The following is a 19,293-nucleotide window of genomic DNA, read 5'->3' on the forward strand; positions in this document are numbered from 1 at the left end:
CAGGGTCGTTCGGGGGGTCGTCCCGCGGGGTGTGGGAGCGTGACCACCCTAGGTCGTGCGCGCGGGGCGCACGTGGTCGGAAGGGCCCGGGGCGGGGGTCACCACCCACCCCGGGCCCGGGGGTCAGTCGGTCGAGCCGCGGCTCGGCGGCGCTGGGGTGACCGCGTCGGGGTCAGGTTCGGCGCGGGCGGTGGGGACGCCGGGATCGGTCAGTCCCGCGGCAGGTCCGGAGTCGGTGGGCTCAGCGGCGGGCCCGGCGGCAGATCCGGTGTCGGTGGGCGCCGCGGCATGGCGTCCCGCTGCGGCCCCGCCGTCGACCTCGGGCTCGTCCAGGTCGGTCCGGACCACCGTCACGCCACTGCTCGGGCTCAGTCCCTTCTTCCGCATCGCCCGGGCCCGCTCCCCCGCCGACCGCAGCCGCGGGTTCACGTACTCGTCGATGCCGAAGTTGATCAGCGACAGCGCCATGCCGAGCAGGGCGATGCACAGACCGGCCGGGACGTACCACCACCAGAAGTCCGGGAAGGCGCCGTTCTGCTGCGCCCAGTACAGGATCGTGCCCCAGTTCAGGTTGGTGATCGGGATGACGCCGATGAACGCCAGGGTGGTCAGGCCGAGCACCGCCGCGGTGACCGTCCCGACGAACGACGAGGCGATGATCGCGGTCAGGTTCGGCAGCATCTCCACCGCGATGATCCGGTGCAGCGGTTCACCGTTGGCCCGGGCGGCCTGCACGAAGTCCCGGTTCCGCAGCGACATGGTCTGCGCCCGCAGCACCCGGGCGCCCCAGGCCCAGCCGGTGATCGCCAGCACCCCGGCGATCAGCAGCAGCGAGGGGTTGTCGTACTGCGAGGCCACGATGATCATCAGCGGCAGCGCGGGCAGCACCAGGAACACGTTGGTCAGGGCGGACAGCGACTCCGACCGCCACCCGGCGACGTAGCCGGCGGTCACCCCGACGATCACGGCGATCAGGGTGCCGATGATGCCGGCGGTGAAGCCGACCACCAGCACACCCCGGGTGCCGTAGACGATCTGGCTGAACACGTCCTCGCCCATGTGCGTGGTGCCGAGCCAGTGTTCGGCCGACGGCGGTTGCCGCAGCGAGTCGAAGTCCTTGTCCAGCGGGCCGTAGGGCGCGATCCAGTCGCCGAACACGGCCAGCAGGACGAAGAACCCCAGGATGCACAGGCCGGCGATCGACTTGCCGTTCCGGAACATCGCGAAGCCGCGGCCCAGCCGGGCCAGGAACGAGGTGCGGTGGTCGGTGGGCAGCGCCGGTTCGGCGGCGACGACCTCAGCGGTCATGGTCAGGCCTCCATCTGGCGGGTGCGCGGGTCGAGCACGGCGTAGGCCACGTCGGCCAGGATGTTCGCGACCAGCACCGTGAGCGTGATGATGAGGAACAGGCCCTGCATCAACGGGTAGTCCTTGGCGGTGGTCGCGTCCAGCAGCAGCTTGCCGACGCCGGGGTAGCTGAACACCAGCTCCATCACCAGCGTGCCGCCGACGATGAAGCCCAGGGACAGCGCGAAGCTGGACAGCTGCGGCAGCACGGCGTTGCGTGCGGCGTAGTTCACCAGCACCCGGCGCTGGGACAGCCCCTTGGCCTGGGCGACCGTGACGTAGTCCTCGTCCAGGACGGTCACCATCATGTTGCGCATCCCGAGGATCCAGCCGCCGAGCGACGCGAGCACGATGGTCAGCGCGGGCAGCGTGCCGTGCTGGATCACCTGCCCGATGAAGTCGAGGCTGAAGGACGGCGACGAGCCCTTGTCGTAGGCGTGCGAGGCCGGGAACCAGCCCAGGGCGGTGGAGAACACCGCGATCGCGATCAGGCCCATCCAGAAGTACGGCACGGTGGAGAAGAACGTCGCCACCGGCACCACCAGGTCGGCCTTCGACCCGCGGCGCCAGCCGATGAACGCCCCGATCGACGTGCCGAGGAAGAAGCTGAGCACGGTGGCGATGCCGACCAGGCCGACCGTCCAGGGCAGCGCGCTGGCGATCACGTCGGTGACCGGCGCCAGACCCTTGGAGAACGACCGGCCGAGGTCACCGCTGAACAGCAGGCCCCAGTAGTCGATGTACTGCTGGAACACCGATTTGCCGTCGTCCAGCCCGAACAGGGTGCGCAGCGAGTCGGCGGCCTCCGGGCTGATCCGGCCCTGGTTCTTGGCCATGTACGCCGACACCGGGTCGCCCTTGAGCATCCGGGGCAGGAAGAAGTTGATCGTGATCGCCGCCCAGGCGGTGAACAGGTAGAACGCCGCACGGCGCAGGAAGAACCGCATCGCTCAGCCCTCCGCGGTCGTGGTCGAGAAGTGGCGGTCCGGGTCCGGCGAGGCATTGCGCAGGGACCGGGTGTAGTCGGCCTGGGGCCGCAGGATCACGTCGTCCGCCGGGCCCTGCTCCACCACGACGCCGTGGTGCAGCACCATGATCCGGTCGCTGAAGTGCCGGGCGGTGGCCAGGTCGTGCGTGATGTAGAGGACGCCGAGGTTGGACTCGCGCTGCAGTTCCGCGAGCAGGTTCAGCACCCCGAGCCGGATCGACACGTCCAGCATCGACACCGGCTCGTCCGCGACCAGCAGCTTCGGCCGGGAGGCCAGGGCCCGGGCGATCGCGACCCGCTGCCGCTGCCCACCGGACAGCTCGTGCGGGCGGCGGTCGATCACCGCGTCCGGTTCCAGCCGCACCCGCTCCAGCAGGCGGCGGGTCTCGGCCTCGACCTGATCCTTGGGCACCACGTGGTCCAGCCGCAGCGGCCGCTCGATGTGGTGCCGGATGGTGTGGTACGGGTTCAGCGAGGCGAACGGGTCCTGGAACACCATCCGCACGGTCTGGCGGTAGCGGCGCAGGCCACGGCCGTGGGTCGGGATCGGCGCGCCGTCCAGCAGCACCTTCCCGCTGGTGGCCTTCTCCAGCTGGGTGATGATCTTGGCGATCGTCGACTTGCCGGAGCCGGACTGGCCGACCAGGGCGACCGTCTCCCCGGAGGTCAGGGTGAAGCTCACGTCGTCCAGGGCCAGCATGTCGCCGGCGCCGCGGACCCGGTACTTCTTGGTCACGTGGGCGAACTCGAGGGTGGTCATCACGCGGCCCCTTCGCTGCGTCCACGCACGAAGTCGCCGCGGTCGCCGGTGAGGCTCGGGAACGAGCTCAGCAGGGTGCGGGTGTACTCGTGCTGCGGGCGGCGGTAGATGTTCTCGGCGGTGTCCAGCTCGACGATCCGGCCCTCGCGCATCACCGCGATCCGGTCGCTGATCTCCAGCAGCAGCGGCAGGTCGTGGGTGATGAACACGACCGAGAAACCGAACTGCTTCCGCAGGTCGCTGATCTGCTGCAGGATCTCCCGCTGCACCAGCACGTCCAGCGCGGTGGTCGGCTCGTCCATGATCATCAGCTGGGGCTTGAGCGCCAGGGCCATCGCGATCATCACCCGCTGGCGCATCCCGCCGGACAGCTCGTGCGGGTAGGACCGCAGCCGGTCGCGGCCGACGCCGACGATGTCGAGCAGCTGCCCGCACTCCTCCCGGCGCTCGCCCGCAGACATCTGCGGCCGGTGGGTACTGAACACGTCGTCGAGCTGCTTGCCGATGTTCGCCACCGGGTTGAGCGCGTTCATCGCGCCCTGGAACACCATCGAGACCTTGTCCCACCGGAACGCGCGCATCTGCTCCGCGTCCAGGGCGAACAGGTCGATGTCGGAGCCGGAGTCGGCGTCGTGGAACACCGCGGTCCCGGAGGAGATCACCGCCGGCGGCTTGAGCAGCCGCTGCACCCCGTAGGCCAGGGTGGTCTTCCCGCAGCCGGACTCACCGGCCAGGCCGAGGATCTCCCCGCGCCGGATGCTCAGGGAGACGTGCTGCACCGCTCGCACCGGCGGGTCCACGTCGTAGACCACGGAGAAGTCGTCGACCGTCACAACGTTGTCGCTGGTCACCGCACACTCTTTCTGTCTGTGGTTGCGCGGGTGGTGGGGTGGCGGCCCCACCACCCGCGCCGGCGTCAGTTCGCCGCGGTGAGCTTGGTCAGGATCAGCGACGCGGTCGGCTGCGTCGGGTCCGGGTTGATGTACGGGTCGTCCTCGGTCGGCCAGCCCACGTAGTTGCGGGTGTTGTACTCGGCGATGAACGGCCGGGTCCCGATGCCCAGCGCCGGCACCTCCTCGACGAAGATCTGCTGCGCGGTCTCCAGGGCTGCCGCACGGTCCTCGTCGCTGGTGGCGGTGGCGTAGGCGTTCAGCGCCTCGGTGGCCTCCGGGGAGTCGAAGCGGCCGAAGTTGTAGTCGGCGGCCTCACCGATCGGGGCCAGCCAGCGGCCGTCCATGATGTCGCTGTACAGGTCGTACGGGGTCAGGCCGGTGTCGGTCCAGTGCAGGATCGCCTGGAAGTCGCCGGTGGTCTTCATGTCCCACCAGGTGTCCGAGTCCGGGGTGTCCAGGGTGGTGTCGACGCCCAGCTCGGCGGCGGCATCCGCGATCAGGCTGATCCCGGTGACGTAGTCGCTCCAGCCCTGCGGCACGGACAGCTCGAAGGTGACGGTCTCCCCGTCCGGGTCGACCAGCTTGTCCGCGGACCAGGTGTAGCCGGCCTCGGTCAGGATGTCCTTGGCGGCGTCGACGTCGACCTCGTAGTTCTCGCCCTGGTACTCCTCGGCGATGAAGTCGTCACCGGCCGGGGTGGGCAGGCCGGTCACCGAGGTCAGCTCCGGCACGCCACCCTCACGGGCGATCTGCTGGTGCTTGCTGCGGTCGACGACCAGGTTCATCGCCTGGCGGAAGGCCACGTCGTCGAAGGGCTTGGCGGTGGTGTTCATGAACATCGCGTCGATGCCCAGACCGGCGGCCGCCCAGTAGACGTTCGCGTCGTCCTTGGACAGGTAGGCCGAGTCGACGTTCGGGATGAAGGCCTGCGCCCAGTCCGCGTCACCGTTCGCCAGGGCGGTGGTCAGCGCGGTGTTGTCGTTGTACGACACGTAGTACAGGGTCGGCACGGCCAGCTCGCCGCCCCAGTAGTCGTCCCGGGCGGACAGCTCGACGCTCTGGGTGCTGAAGTTGGTCAGCGTGTACGGGCCGGTGCCCACCGGGTCGAGGTTCTCGAAGGTCGCCGGGTCGTCCACCGACTCCCAGATGTGCTGCGGGATGACCAGCTTGTGGATGACCTTGTCCCGCTTGGCGTACATCGAGTTCTCGAAGGTCAGCGTGACGGTGTTGTCCGCCTGGGTGACCTCCTTGATGCCCAGCGCCGCGTTGTCCAGCTCGGGCTGGTCCTTGAGCAGCTGGTAAGTGAAGGCGATGTCCTCGGCGGTGAACTCCTCGCCGTCGGACCAGGTCACGCCGTCCCGGGCCACCAGGTCGAGCTGGGTGTAGTCGTCGTTCCAGGTGATCTCGGACGCCAGCCAGGGCTGGGTCTCCTGGGTCGGGTCGACCAGGTTCTCGAAGCCGACCGGCTCCAGCAGCGCGTTGATGTAACCGAGCTTCATCGCCGAGGCGTCGCCCACGAACGGGTTGTTGGACTCGGTGGCGATCGCGCCGTCCGGCTTGGCGATGGTCAGGGCCGCACCCGAGCCGCCCGAGCTGGTGCCGCCACCGTCGGAACCGTCGTCGCCGGTGCCACAGGCCGCCAGGGCGAGGACTGCAGCCAGCCCCAGCGCGACGACGGGGATCTTGACCTTCATCGGTTTCTCCTTCGAAACGGAACGCCCCGGCGAGGGATCCGGGACAGCGGGGTCACCACCACGAGGGCCACGCGGGAGCCGGTGCGGACCGCGGCAGTGCGGGCCGTTCCCCCGGTGTGGACGACGTGATGCCGGAAGGTTACTACACTGTCAGTAAGTTCCGGAGGACCTTGTGGATCACGGGTTGGTCACAGCTGACGCACCCCTACACTCGCTGCCGGGGCGAGCACCCGGCCCAGCACCAGCACAGCGGGAAGGCAGTCAGATGAGCGCCCCGAAGCGCACGCCCAAGGCGCGCCCGGAGACCCTGGAACGCCGCAAGGACATCCTGCGCGCGGCGATGGCGACCTTCGGGTCCAAGGGCTACAAGAACGGCCCGTTGACCGAGATCGCCGAGCAGGTCGACATGACCCACGCCGGGATCCTGCACCACTTCGGCTCCAAGGATCAGCTGCTGCTCGAGGTGCTCAAGTACCGCGACAGCTCCGACGTCGAGGACTTCCAGAACCAGCGCATCCCGGACGGCATCGACCTGTTCCGGCACCTGATCCGCACCGCCTTCGCCAACGAGGGGCGACCGGGCATCGTCCAGGCCTACGCGGTGCTCTCCGCCGAGTCCGTCACCGACGACCACCCGGCCCGGGACTACTTCCAGGAGCGGTACACCACGCTGCGCCGGGAGATCCGGGAGGCGTTCGAGCAGATCTGCCGCGAGCGCGGGATCGACGAGCCGGACACCATCGACCGGGCCGCCGCCGCGATCCTCGCCGTGATGGACGGACTGCAGGTGCAGTGGCTGCTGGACCGGGAGAACGTCGAACTCGCCGAAACCTCCGCATTCGCCATCGAGGCGCTGGTCGCGGCGGTGATCGGGCCCGAATCGGGCATCTGAGCCGGCCGATCTGCTCACAGGGTGAACCCGCGGGCCCGATCTACTTGCCTCGCCCCCGCTCCCCCGCGCACGATCGACCAATGCCGGTCACCCTCCACACCGCGCTCCGTTCCGAGACGGGTCCGCACCGCACCGAGAACCAGGACTCGGTCGGGTGTTCGATCGACTACGTCCTGGTCGCCGACGGGGTGGGGGGCAACGTCGGGGGCAACGTCGCCTCCTGGACCTTCACCCACCGGATCATGTCCGCCCTGGCCACTCGTGCCGCGCACCGGTTCTCCGCCGAGGAGCTCGCCGAGCTGATCGCCACCGCCAATGCCGAACTCGGCCTCCGGATCCGCCGCGAACCCGAGCTGGAGGGGATGGCCACCACGGTCACGGCGGTGTTCGGCGGCGACGACTGCGTCCGGATCGGCCACCTCGGCGACTCCCGGGCCTATCTGGTCCGCGACGGCGCCGGCTACCGGGTCACCCGGGACGACTCCTACGTGCAGATGCTGGTCGACTCCGGCGCCGTCGACCCGGCCGACGCCCGCACCCACCCGCTGCGCAACGTGATCATGCGCTCGCTGTCCGGCCACGCCGAGGACACCGCCGACCTGCCGGTGCTGGAACTGCCCGCCCAGGACGGCGACCGCTGGCTGGTCACCTCCGACGGCCTGACCGACTACGTCGAGGAGGAGCGGATCATCGGCATCCTCACCGGCACCCCGGACCGGGAGGCCGCCGCCGACGCCCTGCTCACCGCCGCCCTGGCCGCCGACTCCCGGGACAACATCAGCCTGGCGGTGGCCGACGTGCAGCTCGCCGACGTCGACGACGCGGAGCGCCCCTACCGGTTCCTCGGTGCCGCGGCCGGCGACGACCTGGGCACGGTGGTCGACCTCAGCCGGTGACCCACACCGGCGGCCGGCGACGCGCCCACTGCAGCACGTCCTCCAGCTGCGCCGACAGACTGAGCAGCGTCCGCTCCGCACCCGGCGACCCGACCAGCTGCACCCCCATCGGCAGCCCGGCCGGGGCACCGTCGGCCGGCGCGGTCCAGGACACGGGCGCCGCCAGCGCGGGCAGCCCCGCCACGTTGATCATCGAGGTGTACGGCGTGTACTCGCACTGCTGCGCGAAGTTCCGCTCCGGGTCCTCGGCGTCGTACCAGCCGATCGGCCGCGGGGTCTGCGCCATCCCCGGCAGCAGCACCGCGTCATAGGCCGACACCCGCCCCACCAGCGTTCGCTCGAACGCCGCGAGCGCCGTCACCGCCTCCACCACCTGTCGCGCCGGCACCTGGCGGCCGACCCCGATCAGCCAGCGGGTCAGCGGCTCCAGCAGCTCCATCGCCGCCGGGTCGTCGATCGGCACCGCCGACGCCCCCGCCATCCACAGCGTCCGGAACGCCGGCGCGTAGGCCGGGTCCGGTTCCCAGCGACCGGTGTCCACCACCTCGTGCCCCAGGTCGCTCAACGTCCGCGCCGCCAGGTCCAGCGCCGCCCGGGCCTCGTCGCCCAGCCGGATGTCGTACGCGCCCTCCCAGGCACTGAAGGCGCTCACCCCGATCCGCAGCCGCCCGATCTCCGGCCGCTGCGCCGCCGCCAGGTACGACCCGGCCGGACCCGCCGCCGTCCGCAGCGTCCGCGGGTGCGGCACCGACCCGTCCGCCGACCGGGGCAGCATCCCCTCCAGCAGCAGTGCGGCATCCGCCGTGGTCCGGGCGATCGGCCCGTGCGTGACCAGCCCGCCCAGCGACTCCACCCCGCCCCCGGCCGGCAGCAGCCCCCGGGTGGTCTTCAGCCCGACCAGCCCGCAGGCCGCCGCCGGGATCCGCACCGACCCGCCGCCGTCCGACCCCGGTGCCACCGGCAGCATCCCGCTCGCCACCGCCGCCGCTGCCCCACCGCTCGACCCCCCGGCCCCCCGGCCCAGATCCCACGGATTGCGGGCCGGCGGCCCCACCAGCGTCTCGGTGTACGACGGGAACCCGAACTCCGGCGCCGCGGTCTTGCCCAGCGACACCACCCCGGCCTCGTCCAGCACCCGCACGATGTCGTCGCTGACCTCCGGCACGAACCGGCGCTCCCCCGCGAACACCCGCGACCCGAACCCGGTCGGCACCCCGGCCCGGTTGCTCAGGTCCTTGTCCGCCGTCGGCAGCCCCCACAACACCCCCCGCGGCTCACCCAGCGACGCCGCCCGCTCCCGGGCCGGCTCCGGGGTGACCGTCGCGAACGCGCCCACCCGGTCGTTCAGCGCGGCGATCCGGGCCAGGAAGTGCTCGGTCAGGGCGGTGGGGGTGGTGGCGCCGGAGCGCAGGTCGGCGACCAGGTCGACGGCGGGGCGGTCGTGCGGGGCGGGGGTCATGGGGCCACGGTAGGCCGCGGGGGCCGGGCGCGGTCCCGCCCGGCGAAAACCCGGGAACCCGGGACGTAGGTCATGCGTTGACCGCAGCGACAGAGCACCTCGATCAGGAGAGAGATGGACGGCGACAGTAGTCACCCCCCGAGTAGCCACCCCCCGCGCTGGGGCGAGACGGTGCCGGGGGGTGAGATCTGATGTGGGTGCTGTCCCTGCTGCTGGGGCTGTTGGTGGTGCTGGCGATCACCGCCGCCACCGGCTACTTCGTGGCCCAGGAGTTCGCGTACATGGCCGTGGACCGCTCGCGGCTGAACGCCCGGGCGGCGGACGGCGACGCGGGTGCGCGGCGGGCGCTGTCGGTGACCCGGCGGACGTCGTTCATGCTGTCCGGCGCGCAGCTCGGCATCACGGTGACCGGGCTGCTCGTCGGGTACGTGGCCGAGCCGCTGATCGGTGGCGCGCTGGGTGAGGCGCTGGGCGGTGTCGGGGTGCCGAGGGGCGTCGGGATCGCGGTCGGCACGGTGCTCGCGCTGCTGGTGTCCACGGTGATCCAGATGCTGTTCGGCGAGCTGTTCCCGAAGAACCTTGCCATTGCGCGCCCGGAGCCGGTGGCGACCTGGCTGGCCCGGTCGACCACGGCGTACCTGGCGGTGTTCGGCTGGCTGATCCGGGTGTTCGACTCGGCATCCAACGCGCTGCTGCGGGTGCTGCGGATCGAGCCGGTGCATGACGTGGAGCACTCGGCGACCGCCCGGGACCTGGAGCACATCGTCGCCGAGTCGGCGCAGAGCGGTGATCTGCCGCAGGAGCTGTCGGTGCTGCTGGACCGGATCCTGGACTTCCCGGAGCAGGACGTGGAGCACGCGATGATCCCGCGGTCCCGGGTGGGCACCGTGCGGGCCGGCACCACGCTGGCCGAGGTGCGCGAGCTGATGAGCCGGGGGCACTCGCGCTACCCGGTGCTGACCGCGCAGGACGAGGTGATCGGCGTCGTGCACCTGCAGGACGTGCTGGTCGCCACCGATCCCGCCGCGCCGGTGGAGCAGATCATGCGCCGACCGGAGCTGGTGCCGACGTCGATGGCGCTGCCGGAGGCGCTGCGGCGACTGGCGGCCGGCCGTAACCAACTGGCTTGCGTGCTCGACGAGTACGGCGGGCTGGCCGGAGTGCTGACCTTCGAGGATCTGGCCGAGGAACTGGTCGGGGAGATCACTGACGAGCACGACGCCGAGCCGGCGGCTGCCCCGGTGGACGACGCCGACGGGTCCTGGACCATGTCCGGCGACGTGCACGTGGACGAGGTGGAACGGGCGATCGGCCGGGACCTGCCCGCCGGCGACTACGAGACGATCGGCGGTCTGGTGATCGCCGAGCACGGCGCGCTGCCGGAGGCCGGCACCAGCGTGATCATCCTGCTGCCCGGCGACCCGGGTGACCTGGCGCTGAGCGAGGAGCCCGACCCGGTGTGGATGCGGGTGGACGTGCTGGAGATCGAGCGGCACGTGCCGGCCCGGGTCCGGGTGACCGTCCCGGCCGCGCCACCGCCGTCCGAGTCCGAGCGCACCGAGTGGGAGGCGGCCCGATGAGCACCCTGACCGTCGTCGTCGTCACCGTCGCCCTGATCGCGCTGAGCGCGTTCTTCGTCGCGGTGGAGTTCGCCGCCCTGGCCGCCAAGCGCTACCGGCTGGAGGAGGCCGCCCCGGGCAGTCGTTCCGCCCGTGCGGCGCTGCGCAATTCCACCGAGCTGACCGTGCTGCTGGCCGGCGCCCAGCTCGGCATCACCGCCTGCACCCTCGCCCTGGGTGCGATCACCAAACCCGCCGTGCACCACTGGCTGACCCCGCTGTTCCAGGACTGGGGTGTCGCCCTGTGGCTGGCCGACGTGGCGGGCTTCGTGCTGGCGCTGATCATCGTGACCTTCCTGCACCTGGTGGTCGGGGAGATGGCGCCGAAGTCCTGGGCGATCGCCCACCCGGAGACCTCCGCGATCATGCTGGCCACGCCGATGCGGGCGTTCATGTGGCTGGCTCGGCCGCTGCTGCGCCTGCTCAACGACGGGGCCAACTGGCTGCTGCGCCGGGTCGGGGTCGAGCCGACCGATCAGATCGTCACCGGCCAGAACCCGGACGACCTGCGGCACCTGGTCGAGCACTCCGCGAACGTCGGTGCCCTGGATCCGGCGTACTCGGCCCAGCTCACCGGCGCCCTGGAGCTGCAGCGGCTCACCGTGCGGGACCTGCTCCGCTCCGACGCCCCGCCCACCGCGGTGGACCCGGGCGCCACGGTCGCCGGAGTCCGGGCCGCGACCCGGGCCAGCGGGCACCTGCGGATCCTGGTCGGCGACACCGCCGTGGTGCACGTCCGGGACACCCTGGCCCACCCGGACGACACCCCGGTGAGCGAGCTGGCCCGGCCGGTGCTGCGCCTGTCCGCCGACACCCCGGTGGCGGCGGCACTGACCCGGATGCGGGAGGAACGCCAGCACCTGGCGCTGGTCCGGGACGGCGACCGCACGCTCGGGGTGGTCACGCTGGCGGACGTGCTGGCGCGGCTGTTCCCGGCGACCACCGCGGCCTGACCACGCTCGCCCCGGGCTGCCGGACTCCCGGTGGTCCGGGGCGAGCAACTTCTGGCAACCGGTTGCCCCCGCCCGCCCGCGCACCGGAGGCTGCCACGACACGGCGGCACAGGACCGCCCCCACCGGTGAGGACGGCCATGGAGCACACCTGGCGCTGGTTCGGCGACCGCGATCCGATCACGCTGGCGCAGGTGCGCCAGACCGGCGCCACCGGCGTGGTCACCGCGCTGCACGACATCCCCAACGGCGAGGTCTGGCCGGTCGAGGCGATCCAGGCTCGGCAGGAGACGATCGAGGCGGCCGGGCTGCGCTGGTCGGTGGTGGAGTCGGTGCCGGTGCACGAGGACATCAAGCGCGGCGGGCCGCGCCGCGAGCGGGCGATCGCGGCCTACCAGCAGACGCTGCGCAACCTCGCCACCTGCGGGATCGACGTGGTCTGCTACAACTTCATGCCGGTGCTGGACTGGTCGCGCACCGACCTGTCGTACCGGTTGCCGGACGGCACCTGGGCGCTGCGGTTCGACGCCGACCAGCTCGCCGCCTTCGACCTGTTCCTGCTGCGCCGGCCCGGAGCGGCCTCGGAATACGACGCCGAGCAGACTGCACGGGCGCGGGCGGTGTTCGACGGCCTCGACGACGCGGCGCGCGACCGGCTGATCGACACCATCCTGCTCGGGCTGCCCGGGTCGGAGGAGCGCTACACCCTGGACGAGTTCCGCGAGGCGCTGACCGGCTACGTCCGGGTGGACGCCGAGGCGCTGCGGGCGAACCTGGCCTCCTTCCTGCGCGCCGTGGTCCCGGTCGCCGAGCAGGCCGGGGTGCGGCTGGCGATCCACCCGGACGACCCGCCGCGCCCGCTATTCGGCCTGCCCCGGGTGGTGTCCACCGCCGAGGACGTGGACGCCCTGCTGGCGGCGGCACCCTCCCCCGCGAACGGGCTGACCCTGTGCGTCGGCTCGTTCGGGTCCCGGCCGGACAACGACGTGGTCGACCTGGCCCGGCGGTTCGCGGAACGGATCTACTTCGCCCATCTGCGGTCGGTGCGGCTGCAGGACGGTGGCCGGCACTTCTACGAGGCACCGCACATCGCAGGGGACGCGGACATGGTGGCCGTGATCGCCGCCCTGGTCACCGAGGAGCGCCGCCGGGTGCGCGAGGGCGGCCCGCGGATCCCGATGCGCCCGGACCACGGCCAGCGGATGCTGGACGACCAGTTCCGCGAGACCTACCCCGGGTACTCGCTGATCGGGCGGCTCAAGGGCCTGGCCGAACTGCGTGGGGTGGAACAGGCGGTCCAGCGCCTGCTGCCGGCCTGACCCCTACGATCACCCGATGGCCGACCAGCACCCGCCGCGCCCGCCCACGATCTACGACGTGGCGCAGGCCGCCGGGGTCGCGCCGTCCACCGTGTCCCGCGCATTCGCGCGCCCCGGCAGGGTCAACTCGCAGACCGCGGAGCGGATCCGGGCGGCGGCCACCGCGATCGGCTACCGGGCCAACCCGGTCGCCCAGGCCCTGTCCACCGCGCGGACCCGGATGATCGCGGTGCTGGTCTCCGACCTGTCCAACCCGCTGTACGCCGAGCTGCTGCGCGGGGCCCAGGTGGCCGCCTCCGCGGCGGGCTACGGGGTGCTGGTCGAGGACACCCGCGAGGACGCCGCCACCGAGCGGGAGACCGCCGAGCGGATCCTGCCGCTGGTCGAGGGGGTGCTCCTGACCTCCTCCCGGATGTCCGACTCGGCGATCCGCAGCATCGCGAAGCAGCGACCGGTGGTGGTGCTGAACCGCGGGCTGACCGACGTGTCCTGCGTGGTGGCGGACGAGCAGCGGGGCGCCCGGCGCGCGGTGGAGCACCTGGGCGAGGCCGGACACCGCGATCTGGCTTACGCCTCCGGCCCGGACGCGTCCTGGACCAACGGCGCCCGGTGGCGGGCATTCAGCGACGCCTGCCACGAGCTGGAGCTGACCGGTCGCCGGATCGGCCCGTTCGAGCCGACCTTCGCCGGGGGGTTCGAGGCCGCGCTCGCCCTCGCCGGGGCACGCTCGACGGCGGTGGTGGCCTTCAACGCACTGATGGCGGTCGGGCTGATCCGCGGGCTGCAACAGGCCGGGCTGGTGGTGCCGGACCAGGTGAGCGTGGTCGGCTTCGACGACGTGCTGATCGGCCAGATCGTCTCCCCCGCGCTGACCACGGTGTCTACCCCGATGCAGTCGATGGGCGCCACCGGGCTGCGCAACCTGCTCGGCCTGGTGAACGGCGCGCGGTCGCGGTCGCCGGGCCCGGTGGTGGTGCCGGCCCGGCTGGTGATCCGGGACTCCTCCGGCCCGCCGGGGGCGCAGGGCGGCTAGCGCGCGTCGCCGCCACGACGACTGATGCCGACGACCAGGACCGGCTTCATCACGGAGCCGGGATGCCCGTCGACCTAGCGGCTCGTCGCGGAACGGGGATGCCTCAGGGCAGTCCGTCGACGAGGATTCACCAGCTCGTCACAGACCGCTGGTCGCGCTCGCTGGGGCGGTCAACCGGGCGTGTCGGTGGTGGCGGGTAGTGTCGTCTTATGGCACTTGACCTGCGCGAATACGACCCCGGGGAGCTCCCGGTGCGGTCGGGTGCGCGGGTGTTCACCGACCCGTGGGACGTCGGTGGTGACCTGTGGTGGCTCGAAGGCGAAGACCCCTTGGACCCGGTCGAGGACGCACCCCCGCGGTGGGTGACCGACCCGGTGTTGGCCGCCCGGGTCGCGGCCGAACAGACGGCAGCCGACCCGACCCTGGACCCGCGCGCCCAGGTCGAGGAGATGCTCGCGGAGAACGGTCCGGTGTTGGCCCGGATGCTGGCCAACCTCGACCCGGTCGCGGTGGACTTGTTGGACCTGCCCGCGGTCGCTGAGGCGGCGGCGCGGTTGGAGTCCTGGGCGCACGCAGTGTCCGCGCGGGTGGCCGCGGAACTGGCCGAGCGGGATGAGATGAACCCGGTCTGGCCTGAGTACGCCGGGAACGTCCACCAACCCAACACCGCCGCCGACGAGTTGGCGATCTACCTGAACATCGGGCGCCGCTCGGCCCAGACCCTGGTGGATGAGGGCCTGGCGTACGAGCGGCACTTGCCGGGCACGGGTCAGGCGTTGCGCACCGGGCGGATCGATACCGCGCGGGCGCGGGTGATGGTGCGCCGACTTGCCGGGGTGGACCTGTTCACCGCCGAAGAGGTCGAAACGACCGTGCTGCCGGGTGCGTCGGAGCGGACCGCGGCGCAACTGTCCCGTGACGTCGACCGGGCGTTGCTGCGCGTGGACCCTGATGGTGGGGCGTTGCGGCGCCGGCGGGGGCGCGCGGACCGGCACGTTGCCCGCCCCAAACCGTTGGGGGACGGGATGGCCGGGGTGTGGGCGTTCCTACCCGCCCACGACGCGGCCCGGTTGGACCAGGCACTGGACGCCTCCGCCCACGCGCTGCGCTCGGGCGGGGACGAGCGGACCCTGGCGCAGTTGCGCGCGGACGCGCTGCTGGACGCGGCACTGGTCGGACCCGCGTGGGCGCCACTGCTACCCGAGCACGGGGCTGGGACCGGTCAGGGCGCGGGGACCCATCACGGGGCGATGACGTTCCCGGGCGCGTACACCGGCGAGCGCGCGGGCACGCACGAGCGCACAGGCACTGAGCCCGGCGTGGACACCGGCTACGGCGCCGACATGGACTGCCTCTCGGGCAAGGACGGCGGCGCTGACTCGGGCCATCGCGCGGCAACGGGACACCGTGCGCCGTCGGTGACCCGGCCCCGGGTCGAGGTCCGGGTCACCGTGCCCCTGTCCACCCTGATCGGCACCGACCAGGAACCCGCCGAGATGGATGGACACGGGCCGATCGACGCGGCCACCGCCCGGGCCCTGGCCGCAGGAGGTGTCTGGCGGCGCCTGGTCACCGACCCACTATCCGGCGCGGTCCTGGACGTCGGGAGAACCCGATACCGGCCACCACAAGAACTCGCCGACCACGTCATCGCCCGCGACCGCACCTGCGCCAGACCCGGCTGCACCGTACCCGCGACCGCCTGCGACCTCGACCACACCATCCCCTTCGGCGACGGCGGCCCCACCGCCGCCACCAACCTCGCACCCTTGTGCCGCCGCGACCACCTGCTGCGCACCCACGCCGGACACCGGATCGAACAGACCGCCGCGGGAGAGATCGTCTGGACCAGCCTCACCCGCCGCTACGTGTCGGTGCCCGGACGCGACGGCGAACACCGCATGCTCCGCGAACGACCCGGCGAACCACCCGGCACCTACCCCGGCGATCACGCGCGCCCGCACACCCCGGCCGACCGACCCGCGCTCCCGACCACGGCGACCGACCAACGCGCACTCCTGACCGCAGGAACCCGACTGCCCGCACCCCCGGGCGCAGACGCGGACGACGAGGTCATCCCGTTCTGACCCGCGCCACCACCCCGCCCTGACCGGTGCCCCACGCCGCCGCGCACTCGTCCTGCCACCCCTGGGCGGCGCGACGCAGCGGGTGGTGATCATGCCGGGCGAGGGCCGACAGCCGGGCCGGGCGACGCTCCTTCAGGACGGGAACCGACGACCCCACACACCGGGACGGCCAGCTCCGCCCCCGGTCCATGGCAGGACACCGAACCGATCCCGTTCTGGCCTGCGGCCCACCTCGCCGCGCTGACCGATCTGCGGTCCCTGAACGCAGCCGACCGACCACCCACCTCGACGCGCACGCCTCCCTCCGGCCCCGTGCACGTCCGGCCGGAGCCTGTCTCGTCGCCGGGTGCGGCAGCGGGCGATCGCACACCGTGCGGCCGCACGGCGGTCGACCCCGGCGCGGCCGTCCCGCCGGGACGGCGACGGCGACGGCCACCGCGGGGCAACAGATGGCAACCGCTTGCCGTCGCTCGGTGCGGCCTCGAACGATGACCGCATGGTCACCCTGCCGTCTCCCGTCGCCCCCCGGATCGCGCTGCATCCGGACCGGCTGTTGCCCGCCGACCCGGGCACCCGGTCGATCGCCCGGGAGCTGTACGACGCGGTGCGGACGGCGCCGATCATCTCCCCGCACGGCCACGTCCCGGCGCGGTGGCTGGCCGAGGACGCCCCGTTCCCGGACCCGACCGCCCTGCTGATCACCCCCGACCACTACCTGACCCGGCTGTTGCACGCCCAAGGGGTGCCACTGACCGACCTGGGCGTCGGAGTCGCCGACCCGTCGCCCGAGCAGTCCCGGGCCGCCTTCCGCCTGCTGTGCCGGTTCTGGCCGGCGTTCCGGGGCACGCCGGTGAAGCTGTGGCTGGAACAGGTGCTGGTCGAGGTGATCGGCACCGACCTGATGCCCACCGAGGACACCGCCGACCTGGTGTACGACGCGATCGCCGCCCGGGTCGCCGAGCCGGACTTCCGGCCCCGGGCGCTGTACCAGCGGTTCGGGATCGAGGTCCTGGCGACCACCGACGACCCCTGCGACGACCTGCGGCACCACACCGCGCTGGCCGCGGACCCGTCCTGGCCCGGCCGGGTGCTGCCGACCTTCCGCCCGGACCGGTACCTGGAGGCCGGGCGGCCGGAGTGGCCGCGGCTGGTGGACCGGCTGGGCGAGGTCGCCGGGGTGGACACGGGCACGCTGGCGGGCTGGGTGACGGCGATGGAGCTGCGGCGGGCGTACTTCGCCGCACACGGGGCGGTGTCCAGCGATCACGGTCACCGCGACGCCCGGATGGCCCCCCTCGACCCGGCGGCCGGTGAGCGGCTGTACGCAGCGGCCCGGGCCGGACGGGCCACCCCGGACGAGGCGGTGCAGCTGCGCCGGGGCCTGCTGTTCGAGATGGCCCGGATGGCGAGCGAGGACGGGTTGGTGATGACCCTGCACCCCGGGGTCTGCCGCGACCACCACCGGGACTCCCGCGAGCGCCTGGGCACCGACCTCGGCGCGGACATCCCGGTGACCACCGAGTTCACCACGGCCCTGCACCCGGTGCTGAACGCCTTCGGCACCCACCCGCGGTTCCAGCTGGTGGTGTTCACCGTGGACGAGACCGCGTTCTCCCGGGAGCTGGCCCCGCTGGCCGGGTTCTACCCCTCGCTGTACGTCGGGGCGCCGTGGTGGTTCCTGGACGCCCCGGACGCGATGGAGCGCTACCGGGCGGCCGTCACCGAGACGGCGGGCTTCGGTCGCACCTCCGGGTTCGTCGACGACACCCGCGCCTATCTGTCCATCCCGGCCCGGCACGACACCAGCCGCCGGGCCGACGCCGCCTACCTCGCCCGGCTGGTGGCCGACCACCGGCTGACGTTGGACGAGGCCCACCAGATCGCCCAGGACCTCGTCACCACCACCCCACGAAAGGCGTTCCGGCTGTGACCATCGACCTCGCGCACCGTCCGACCGCCCGCACCGGGTTGCGGCTCTCCCGCGCCGCGGGCCACGGCCGCCCGACCGCACCGGTGCGGATCGTGCACCTCGGCCTGGGCAACTTCTTCCGGGCGCACCAGGCCTGGTACACCGACAACGCGCCGGACGCCGCGGGCTGGGGCATCGCCGCCTTCGCCGGCCGGTCCCGCGGCCCCGCCGATGCCCTGGCACCGCAGGACGGGCTGTACACCCTGGTGGCGCGGGCCCCGGACTGCGACCGGTTCCGGGTGGTGTCCAGCGTCTCGGCGGTGCACGGTGCGGACGAGCAGGACGCCTGGCTGGGCTACTGGTCGGACCGGGCGGTGGCGGTGGCGACCCTGACCGTGACCGAGGCCGGCTATCTGCGCGGCACCGACGGCGGACTGGACCAGCAGGACGCCGGGGTCCGGGCCGACCTGACCGCCCTGCGCGCCGACCGCGGCGGACCGGTGCGGACCGCGCCCGGCCGGGTGGTGGCCGGGCTGCGAGCGCGCCGCGCCACCGGTGCCGGGCCGATGACGCTGCTGCCCTGCGACAACCTGCCGGAGAACGGTGCCGCGCTGCGCCGGGTGGTGCTGGAACTCGCCGACCTGGTCGAGCCGGAGCTGGCCGGGTGGATCGCCGAGCAGATCGCCTTCGGCACCACGATGGTCGACCGGATCACCCCGGCGACCACCGAGGCGGACCGGGTGGCGGTGCAGGCGGCGACCGGGCTGGCCGATGCCGCCCCGGTGGGCACCGAGCCCTTTGCGGAGTGGGTGATCGCCGGGGAGTTCCCGGCCGGGCGCCCGGCCTGGGAGGACGCCGGGGCCCACCTGGTCGGCGATGTGCGGCCGTTCGAACAGCGCAAACTCTGGCTGCTGAACGGTGCGCACTCGCTGCTCGCCTACGCCGGGAGCGTGGCCGGGCACCGGACGGTGGCGGACGCGATCGCCGACCCCCGGCTGCGGCAGCGGGTCGACCTGTGGTGGACCGAGGCCGCCCGGTACCTGGCGCTGCCGCCGGACGAGGTCGCCGGTTACCGGCGTGCGCTGCTGGGCCGGTTCGGCAACCCGCGGATCGAGCACCTGCTGGCGCAGATCGCCGCGGACGGCTCGCAGAAGCTGCCGGCGCGGGTGGCGCCGGTGCTGCGCGCCGAGTGCGCGGCCGGCCGGGTCCCGCTCGGTGCCGCGACCACGGTGGCGGGCTGGGTGCTGCACCTGCGCGGTGGGGGCGCCCCGGTGGCGGACGCCCGGCCGGACCAGGTCGCCGAGCTGGCCCGCGGGTCCCTCGCCGACACCGTGCACGCCGTGCTGGCCTGGCTGGTGCCGGGGTGGGAACGGCACCAGCCGCTGGTGGACGCCGTGCTGGACGCCGCCGCAGCGCTGAACCGCCGGGCGGCCTGAGCGGACCGGC

14 protein-coding genes and 1 pseudogene are annotated in these 19,293 nt (G+C 72.8%); 9 read left to right on the plus strand and 6 right to left on the minus strand.

Annotated features, from left to right (window positions below):
• Positions 1-339: 339 nt before the first annotated feature.
• The 5 genes and pseudogenes from HGA03_RS16325 to HGA03_RS16345 all read right to left on the minus strand — a co-directional run.
• Positions 340-1,308, minus strand: a pseudogene (locus HGA03_RS16325) (ABC transporter permease); the annotation flags it as partial.
• A gap of 2 nt (positions 1,309-1,310) precedes the next feature.
• The gene (locus HGA03_RS16330) at positions 1,311-2,294 is read right to left on the minus strand and encodes an ABC transporter permease (protein WP_168631366.1); all 984 of its coding nucleotides are present in this window, start codon (positions 2,292-2,294) and stop codon (positions 1,311-1,313) included.
• Between the two features lie 3 nt (positions 2,295-2,297).
• Positions 2,298-3,095 carry an ABC transporter ATP-binding protein gene (locus HGA03_RS16335; RefSeq protein ID WP_168631367.1) on the minus strand — a complete coding sequence of 266 codons (798 nt, stop codon included), beginning with the start codon at positions 3,093-3,095 and terminating at the stop codon, positions 2,298-2,300.
• Entirely contained in the window at positions 3,095-3,946 is an 852-nt protein-coding gene (locus HGA03_RS16340) for an ABC transporter ATP-binding protein (protein ID WP_168631368.1), read from the minus strand. Before HGA03_RS16340 ends, HGA03_RS16335 begins: the two co-directional genes overlap by 1 nt.
• A 65-nt stretch (positions 3,947-4,011) precedes the next feature.
• Positions 4,012-5,682 carry an ABC transporter substrate-binding protein gene (locus HGA03_RS16345; protein ID WP_168631369.1) on the minus strand — a complete coding sequence of 557 codons (1,671 nt, stop codon included), beginning with the start codon at positions 5,680-5,682 and terminating at the stop codon, positions 4,012-4,014.
• A 265-nt stretch (positions 5,683-5,947) separates the two neighbouring features.
• On the opposite strand from HGA03_RS16345, the gene HGA03_RS16350 reads away from it, so the two are divergent.
• Both HGA03_RS16350 and HGA03_RS16355 read left to right on the plus strand, forming a co-directional pair.
• Positions 5,948-6,574, plus strand: a complete 627-nt coding sequence (locus HGA03_RS16350; protein ID WP_168631370.1) for a TetR/AcrR family transcriptional regulator — start codon at positions 5,948-5,950, stop codon at positions 6,572-6,574.
• Positions 6,575-6,654: 80 nt separating this feature from the next.
• Positions 6,655-7,470, plus strand: coding sequence for a PP2C family protein-serine/threonine phosphatase (locus tag HGA03_RS16355; RefSeq protein WP_168631371.1), 816 nt, complete (start codon positions 6,655-6,657; stop codon positions 7,468-7,470).
• On the opposite strand, the gene HGA03_RS16360 is transcribed toward HGA03_RS16355, so the two are convergent.
• Positions 7,460-8,929, minus strand: coding sequence for an amidase (locus HGA03_RS16360; protein WP_168631372.1), 1,470 nt, complete (start codon positions 8,927-8,929; stop codon positions 7,460-7,462). The two genes, HGA03_RS16355 and HGA03_RS16360, sit on opposite strands and share 11 nt — an antisense overlap.
• A 191-nt stretch (positions 8,930-9,120) precedes the next feature.
• Between HGA03_RS16360 and HGA03_RS16365 the strand changes: the two genes are divergently transcribed.
• From HGA03_RS16365 to HGA03_RS16395, 7 genes are all read left to right on the plus strand, one after another.
• Entirely contained in the window at positions 9,121-10,509 is a 1,389-nt protein-coding gene (locus HGA03_RS16365; protein WP_203767272.1) for a hemolysin family protein, read from the plus strand.
• Positions 10,506-11,501, plus strand: coding sequence for a hemolysin family protein (locus HGA03_RS16370; RefSeq protein ID WP_168631373.1), 996 nt, complete (start codon positions 10,506-10,508; stop codon positions 11,499-11,501). Before HGA03_RS16365 ends, HGA03_RS16370 begins: the two co-directional genes overlap by 4 nt.
• A 138-nt stretch (positions 11,502-11,639) precedes the next feature.
• Positions 11,640-12,818 carry a mannonate dehydratase gene (gene uxuA, locus HGA03_RS16375; RefSeq protein ID WP_168631374.1) on the plus strand — a complete coding sequence of 393 codons (1,179 nt, stop codon included), beginning with the start codon at positions 11,640-11,642 and terminating at the stop codon, positions 12,816-12,818.
• A gap of 16 nt (positions 12,819-12,834) precedes the next feature.
• A complete protein-coding gene (locus HGA03_RS16380) occupies positions 12,835-13,851 on the plus strand; it encodes a LacI family DNA-binding transcriptional regulator (protein ID WP_168631375.1) in 1,017 nt (338 codons plus the stop codon).
• 209 nt (positions 13,852-14,060) lie between these two features.
• Complete coding sequence (locus HGA03_RS16385; protein WP_168631376.1) at positions 14,061-15,938, plus strand: HNH endonuclease signature motif containing protein; 1,878 nt, start codon at positions 14,061-14,063, stop codon at positions 15,936-15,938.
• A 496-nt stretch (positions 15,939-16,434) separates the two neighbouring features.
• The gene (gene uxaC / locus HGA03_RS16390; RefSeq protein ID WP_168631377.1) at positions 16,435-17,868 is read left to right on the plus strand and encodes a glucuronate isomerase; all 1,434 of its coding nucleotides are present in this window, start codon (positions 16,435-16,437) and stop codon (positions 17,866-17,868) included.
• A complete protein-coding gene (locus HGA03_RS16395) occupies positions 17,865-19,283 on the plus strand; it encodes a mannitol dehydrogenase family protein (RefSeq protein WP_203767666.1) in 1,419 nt (472 codons plus the stop codon). Before uxaC ends, HGA03_RS16395 begins: the two co-directional genes overlap by 4 nt.
• Positions 19,284-19,293 lie beyond the last annotated feature (10 nt).

This window comes from Cellulomonas denverensis (assembly GCF_012396125.1).
Taxonomy (GTDB): Bacteria; Actinomycetota; Actinomycetes; order Actinomycetales; family Cellulomonadaceae; genus Cellulomonas; species Cellulomonas denverensis.

Bases quoted from the DNA above. Each gene is read 5' to 3' on its own strand.
- HGA03_RS16330 (WP_168631366.1), bottom strand. From the start codon at position 2,294: ATGCGGTTCTTCCTGCGCCGTGCGGCGTTCTACCTGTTCACCGCCTGG.
- HGA03_RS16335 (WP_168631367.1), bottom strand. From the start codon at position 3,095: ATGACCACCCTCGAGTTCGCCCACGTGACCAAGAAGTACCGGGTCCGC.
- HGA03_RS16345 (WP_168631369.1), bottom strand. From the start codon at position 5,682: ATGAAGGTCAAGATCCCCGTCGTCGCGCTGGGGCTGGCTGCAGTCCTC.
- HGA03_RS16350 (WP_168631370.1), top strand. From the start codon at position 5,948: ATGAGCGCCCCGAAGCGCACGCCCAAGGCGCGCCCGGAGACCCTGGAA.
- HGA03_RS16355 (WP_168631371.1), top strand. From the start codon at position 6,655: ATGCCGGTCACCCTCCACACCGCGCTCCGTTCCGAGACGGGTCCGCAC.
- HGA03_RS16360 (WP_168631372.1), bottom strand. From the start codon at position 8,929: ATGACCCCCGCCCCGCACGACCGCCCCGCCGTCGACCTGGTCGCCGAC.
- HGA03_RS16365 (WP_203767272.1), top strand. From the start codon at position 9,121: ATGTGGGTGCTGTCCCTGCTGCTGGGGCTGTTGGTGGTGCTGGCGATC.
- HGA03_RS16370 (WP_168631373.1), top strand. From the start codon at position 10,506: ATGAGCACCCTGACCGTCGTCGTCGTCACCGTCGCCCTGATCGCGCTG.
- uxuA (WP_168631374.1), top strand. From the start codon at position 11,640: ATGGAGCACACCTGGCGCTGGTTCGGCGACCGCGATCCGATCACGCTG.
- HGA03_RS16380 (WP_168631375.1), top strand. From the start codon at position 12,835: ATGGCCGACCAGCACCCGCCGCGCCCGCCCACGATCTACGACGTGGCG.
- HGA03_RS16385 (WP_168631376.1), top strand. From the start codon at position 14,061: ATGGCACTTGACCTGCGCGAATACGACCCCGGGGAGCTCCCGGTGCGG.
- uxaC (WP_168631377.1), top strand. From the start codon at position 16,435: ATGGTCACCCTGCCGTCTCCCGTCGCCCCCCGGATCGCGCTGCATCCG.